Genomic DNA, 6,380 nt, shown 5'->3' on the forward strand with positions numbered 1-6,380 from the left:
AATCCACGGCACGCACCATAAAGGGCGGCACTGACAATCGGCCGCCCCCGCACATAAATTCGCACAATGGTGCGAATTCAGTTTTCCGAAACACGCTCCACGGCCGTATCGGCGGCAATCCCCGGGTACAACTCCCGGTAACCGGCCGCATGGTGACGGATGTGATCCCAGCCGGCTGCGGTGACCACCCACCGATACACCCGCTCCTGGTGCCCGTCGCCTTCGTCGGGCAGGCAGTCGATGAATCCGCGGCTCAGTGCGCCGCCGGGACGGTAGCCGGTACCGAGATAGAACTTGGCCCGCCCCCACAGGGCGTCCTCCGCCAGCCCCGCCTCGCCTGCCTCGGCCACTTTGACCAGAACAGTCCACAGCCACTGCGACAGCAGATCCCCCGGGGCGTGGCCGGCGGGGCGTTCCTTCAGGCCTGCCCGCACGCAGGCTCGCCCCGCACGGGTCATCTCGACCACGACGCGTGGCACGAACCCGAGCGGAAACACCTCCACCTCGTCCTCGCTCACCCGCAGCAGATCTCGCCGCGCCAGCGCGTGCAGCGTCGCGCCGGCGCCGGCATCGTGCCAGCCCTCCGCCCGCAGCCGCTCCTGGATGCGGGTGTAGCCGGTGAACGCCGGATCGGCCCTCACCGTGAAGGGGATCCGACGCCACTGCGCCGCCCGTCCCGGGGCATGCCCAGCTGCCCGGCTCCCCGCGGCTCGCTTCTCAGCCTGCTGATCCTCCCGGAAGCACGCGACCAGATAGGCGCGCTGACGTCGCGTGAGCTCTTCCCACGTGCGGGAGCCAGCACGCCGCTGTCCCTGCTCACGGCCCGCCGTCCGCGGTGCCCGCAGCAGGTACCCCTGCTCCGGAAACGACCTGAACCAACTGCGGCGTACCGTCCGCACCGGCACACGGTAGATCTTCGCCAGAGCCGGGATGATCTCCTGCAGCGCCTCCCGCGACAACCAGGCCGTCACCGCACGGCCGTTCTCCATCGCCTGCAGCTTCCACTCCGTCACCCTGCCCAGTTCGTCGGACAGCGCCGCGTCCAGCAGGGCAACCACATCCACCCGGTCCAGTCCCGCAAACCGCCGCAGGTCGGCCAGCGACTCCTCACCTGCAGGAACCCCCGCCAGCTCGTGCGCAGACGTCCTCAGCGCCCGGGCCATCAGCCGCAGCCGACGCGGTGAAGGGGCGTGAGCACCCTGTTCGTACGAAGCGATCTGCCGGGCCGACACCCCGATCGCCGCGCCCAGCTGAGCTTGCGTCAGGCCAGCCTTCCTTCTCAACAGTACGAGCGAACCCGCAGCGAACGGTTCGATCCGTCGAGGCATGACACCATTATAGACTTCCTGAAGTCTATAATGGGAGCGCGCAGGCGCAGCAACCGCCCGTCCGAGTGGTACAAGCCCCGACCGCGTCGGCCCAGCGCCCCCCTGCGAGCCACCAGTCCACTGCCTGGCTGCAGCGGACCACCAGCGTGCCCGTGAGCATCAACACCTCTGCCTCGGCCCCGACCAGCAGAAGTACAGCCTCATCGCGTGATCCCGACCACCACGTCAGAGGATCCGCACCCACATGAGATCGCCGCCCCCACCACCGCCGAGGAACCGGGGAAGACGATCCCTTACTGCCAACCGGCCAGGGACACCTGCGGTCCGCCCGCAAGGTATCGCCGAAGAGCGCTAGAGGTGGTGTCTACGAATTCCTCCGGGATGGAGTCGGTCTCGACCCAGCGGACCTGAGTGTGTTTGCGCGGTTCGCGGTTTTCAGGTTCGCCGGTCCATTCGTGGGCGGCGAAGACGACGGTGAGGAAGCCGCCTGGTGCTTCGACGCCCCAGGCGCCGTGAATGACGTGAGCCACCTTCAGAGCCTCTGGTTTCACAGTCAGACCGGTCTCTTCATACAGCTCGCGTACGGCGGTTTCGGTGATGGGTTCGCCAGGTTCGCTCTTGCCGACAGGAAGGTCCCACATGCCCTGGGCGAACTTGGCGTTCTGGCTGCGCTGAAGGAGCACGACGCGACCCGTGGCTTTGTCGTGGACGATGACGGCGGCGACCAGCAGGGTCATGGATGCGAGGGCGGGGGGCAGGGCTTGGGGCTGGTCGTCTGTAGTCCGCTGAGCCACGGCTTGTGTCCCTTCATCGGTCGGATGGTGGGGCCGACCCAGACCATGCACCACTGCAGCACACCAGGACAGCATGCACAGCACCCCATCTGCGAGCTGAAGGCCACGCGCGACGGCTATCCCGACGCGCAGGATGCGGGGTTCACCTTCCGGCGGCAGGCGGCGCACTCTTTGCGTGCTGGCTGCCGTCCCAGTTCCGCCGCGGTCCTGGCCGGCTTTCGGCTAAGCCCTGGCTGCCGGGCTCTGCGAGGCGGGCACTGACGTCTTCGCCGCCATGGGCTCGCCGTTTCCGATGTCGCGAGAACGGTCACCACGGGGCGGCGGGGGTCCCCTCGGCTGTCAGCCCGTTCGCCAGCAGCGCCAGCCACTGCCGGTCGAGGCCGTCGTCCTTGCGCCGCACGGCGAGCTCTTCCAGCGCCTGCCGGTCCCCGGCGTCGGCGGCCGTGCGTGCGAACTGCTCGGCCTGCGCGAACTCGCCCGCTGCCTCGAGGCGTTCAGCGAGCATCCCCGGCGCCCATGCCAGGGCCTCGTCACAGGCGTGTCGCAGCAAAGCCGTGGCGTGCTCCCCGGTCCGTTCCCGCGCCAGACGACGCAAGGCCCAGGACCGCTGGCCGGCCGGTGCCCTCCAGGCGAGCTGCTCGGCCTCCTCCCACTGCCCGCCCTCCTCGCGGCTGCGCACCAGCTCCCACAGCGGCGTGGTGTAGCCGCGGGCGGCGGCGTGCAGCGCCCACTGGTCGGCTTCACCGGCCCGACCAGCCTGTTCGGCCCGCTCCATCAGCATCTTCACCGCCTGGCCCACACGTGCCTGCGCCGCACGCTCCAGCAGCGTGCGGCGGACGTCATCCGTCACCTGCTCGTCGTGCACCGCGCGGTAGGCCTGCACCCACAGCGCCCATGGGGTGCCCTGCCCCACCTCCCGGTCCAGCAGGGCCTGTGCCTCCTGCTCCTGATTGCGCTCACGCAGCCGCCGCTCCAGCGCCCAGGCATTCCCGGCCCGGGCAACCTCCCCGAGCGCGTCGTCACCCGCCGCCGCGCCCTGCGTGGCGTCCAGCAGAGCCACCAGCTGGCGCAGCGCCCAGGTCTCCCCGGGCGGCATGGGCAGCACCGCTGGGTTGACGTAATCGAGCAAGGAGCGAGGGCCTGCTTCGAAGTTGATGAAATCCATGCCCTCCTCCCGCTGGCGGCGCCGGCGTTCGAAAACCTCGACTGCATCCCCGTACAGCCGCGCCGCGTCAGCGGCACGTCCTTCGGCCTCGGCCTGTTCGGCGAGGGTCTTCAACGGGGTGGCTTCGCCCGCGGCGAAGGCCTCCCGGGCCGCCTGCTCCACCTCGACCGTTCCCTCCGCCAGGGCGGCCAGTTCGCCCATCGCGCGGCGGTCACCCGCCGCCCGCAATGCTGCCCGGGCACCATCCAGGTCCCCGCGCTCACGCAGGTCGTCGGCGTAGGCGCGCAGGATGTCCGGATCGCTGCACTGGGCGACCTCGGCATACCAGCGCTCCGCCTCCTCGGCCTTTCCGTCCAGTACCAGCGCGCGGGCCAGGTGGAGCTGGGCCGTGGGATGGCCACGCCCGGCGGCCTCCCGCACCAGCTGTTCGGCCTGCTGATACTGCTCCTGCTCCAGCATCTGTTCCAGCAGTTCCTCCAAGAACTCGCCGTCCCCGGCGAGCGCGGTCTGCTCCTGCACACGACGGGCTTCCTCGGCCCGCTGACGCTCCTGCCACAGCGACACCAGTTCCTGTCCCGCCTTCACACCCCCCAGGTCCAGCGCCCGCTGATACAGGCCGGCGGCCTCGGCGTCACGCCAGCGTGCCTCGGCTGCCTGTCCCACAGCCCGTACGAGGTGCGGCTCGGGCAGATACTCGCGCGCCGCACGCCAGAATGAGGCCGGGGGAGCGGCATACCGCCGCTCGACGCGACCGATGTGGTCCATGTAATCGGACAGCCGCCACCTGCCCCCGCCATCGCTGCCTTGACGGGCCCGTACCCGGCTCAACAGCCCGCGTACGCCCTTGCTCGGCTGCTGGGTGTAGGCGAGAGCCTCCTCAAGCCACTGCTCACCGAGCGCGTCGTAGTCGTCGTCACCGAGATAGCCCTCGGCGGCCGCCTGCAGAAAATCCCGACCCACCAGCGCCGCCCCGCCCAGCCTGTTCGCGTCCATGGCCGCCCGGATCACCGCACGGGCCGCGGGCGGCGCCATCCGGTAACGCTCAAGCAGTGCCGGAGCCCCCGCCAGGTACTGGGCGATCCGCCCGTCTACGGTGTGGGCCAGAGCATCGGCCAGCCGCACATCGTGGCCACCCACCGTCCGCGCATCCTGCAGCTCCTGCGCCTCGAACGCAGTCGGCACATACACGCCCGTGCCCTCGAGCAACGCCCGGGTCTGCGCATCCCCAGAACTCCGGCCCGGGCCAGCCGGCGCGGTCAGCACATTCCAAAACTCCGGCCACACCGTCCCAAGGACGAGCACCGGCCCCCTCGTGCTGTCCTGCAGCAACGCCCTCCGACCAACCGCTACCTGCCCCGCGCACGCCCCAGCCTGCTCGCCCACGTACCACTGCAGCTCATTCAGCCAGATCGCGGTTGCCCAGCGATCCCCTCCGCCAGCGCGTTCGCCAGTGCCTGGGCGGGCGACGGATCGAGCGGATGCCACAGCCTCCACCCGGCCGGCAGCTCGGCCACCGCCTCCCAGCACGCCCTCGTCTTGCCCGAGGACGACTCACCGACCAGCACCACCATCCGGCTCGCGCCCCCACCGGCCTGTCCCACCACCGAGCGCAGAACCTCATCGTGGGCACGCCGCACATACAGCGGCAGCACCCCCGGCACCGCCGCCGTCACATCGACGGGCCGATGCACCTCCCACTCACCGAACGCCTCCTCATCCCGCAGCTCGGCCACGAACCGGCCACGGACAGGCACCTGCTCCTCGGGAGCGTCCGCCCCCCGACGGCCGGGACGGCCACCACGCCGCTGCCGCCGTTCCTCAACCGCCGCCTCCCACAACCTCGCCCACCCTGCAGGAGCACCCGCACGGCCCGCCTGACGAGCCTGCCGGGCGAGACCGACGACCAGGAACTGCACCACCAGCTGCTGAGACGGTACAGACCGGCCCGCCAGCCAATCACTCAACGAGGACGTACTCAGCACAACGGGCGGCTGCTGCAGCCTGCCCTGACGCACCAGCGCCGACAGGGTGGGCGCACCCGCCCTTTCGTACAGAGCCTTCAGCATGGCCGCGAAAACCCGTACAGCCGCGCCCTGTTCCACCGCCCCCCTCCCCGCACCATCCACCCACCCACGCACCGGAAAACCCGCCGCAGGGGCCCTGGCCAGCGTAGACGCCTTCCGACCGCCATCCAGGACATCGCCGGAAACCCGCCGGACGAGCACCAATAGGGCCACTAAGGACTCCGCTACACAGGCGGATCCCACCCCAAGGAGGCCCCAACCTTGTTCCACCACTTGCTCGCCCTGCTCAACAGCCCCTTCATCACGACGTTGTTGGCCACCCACCCGCTCACCGTCGCCGGACTTGCCCTGACCGCCGTATGCGCTCCGACCGCCCGCCGCCGGCAGGCGGCTCTCAGAACCCTGGCCGTGCTGCTCGGCCGCCTGCCGCGTCGCCGCCTCTGAAGTAATGCCCCCGCTCAGGAAGGTGGTTCCTCGCCACTCGGAGGCCAGGAACCACCTTCCTCGGGCCGAGCCAGCCTTTAGCTACTGGCAGTGAGGAGAGACGAAGCTCCCAGGTGACTCGACAAGGGCCACTCATCGATGCCACACCCACATGGCGCCGCCAGGCGCTATTCCCCTCCATCGAGAAACAGCCGTACCCGGAACCACAACCCACAAAGCACCTAAGGAAACTGACATCCACTCAGTCCGGCGACAGCCGGACACCACCCATTCCAGCTCCGCGTCAGGGGAGCGCAGGCAAACTCAATATCTGTGCAACCACCGAGTTATGACATCACCGGCGCCGCCAGGCGCTCGGGTGCCGACAACTCTTCCCCTCCCTCCCCGTCAGGGGAGGGGCCATCACCTTTTCCCGGTCCTGCCGCCAGGCAGGACGACATTCCCTTACTGAGCGGGCCGCCAGGCCCGCCAACACACAGAGAAACCAGTCGAGTTGGCCCGCCAGGGCCAACCCCCGCACCAGAAACACAGTCGTGCCGTCAGGCACGACGACAGCACCTAACGGGCCGCCAGGCCCGTAGTTGGCCGCCAGGCCAACTTAAGAGCCGACAGGCTCTCCGCCCCC

The 6,380-nt window shown here is 69.6% G+C and carries 5 protein-coding genes; 1 reads left to right on the forward strand and 4 read right to left on the reverse strand.

Going from position 1 to position 6,380, the window contains the following annotated elements; genetic code table 11:
* Positions 1–77: 77 nt before the first annotated feature.
* From S1361_RS38685 to S1361_RS38700, 4 genes are all read right to left on the reverse strand, one after another.
* Positions 78–1,328: a helix-turn-helix domain-containing protein gene (locus tag S1361_RS38685; RefSeq protein ID WP_208029823.1), complete on the reverse strand. Its 1,251-nt coding sequence runs from the start codon at positions 1,326–1,328 to the stop codon at positions 78–80.
* Between the two features lie 293 nt (positions 1,329–1,621).
* On the reverse strand, positions 1,622–2,122 hold the full coding sequence (locus S1361_RS38690) for an NUDIX domain-containing protein (protein ID WP_208036362.1): 501 nt from the start codon (positions 2,120–2,122) through the stop codon (positions 1,622–1,624).
* Between the two features lie 307 nt (positions 2,123–2,429).
* Positions 2,430–4,493: a hypothetical protein gene (locus tag S1361_RS38695; protein ID WP_208029822.1), complete on the reverse strand. Its 2,064-nt coding sequence runs from the start codon at positions 4,491–4,493 to the stop codon at positions 2,430–2,432.
* A gap of 194 nt (positions 4,494–4,687) precedes the next feature.
* A complete protein-coding gene (locus S1361_RS38700; RefSeq protein ID WP_208029821.1) occupies positions 4,688–5,389 on the reverse strand; it encodes a hypothetical protein in 702 nt (233 codons plus the stop codon).
* Positions 5,390–5,572: 183 nt separating this feature from the next.
* On the opposite strand from S1361_RS38700, the gene S1361_RS38705 reads away from it, so the two are divergent.
* Positions 5,573–5,755 carry a hypothetical protein gene (locus S1361_RS38705; protein ID WP_208029820.1) on the forward strand — a complete coding sequence of 61 codons (183 nt, stop codon included), beginning with the start codon at positions 5,573–5,575 and terminating at the stop codon, positions 5,753–5,755.
* Positions 5,756–6,380: the final 625 nt, after the last annotated feature.

This window comes from Streptomyces cyanogenus (assembly GCF_017526105.1).
Classification (GTDB): domain Bacteria; phylum Actinomycetota; class Actinomycetes; order Streptomycetales; family Streptomycetaceae; genus Streptomyces; species Streptomyces cyanogenus.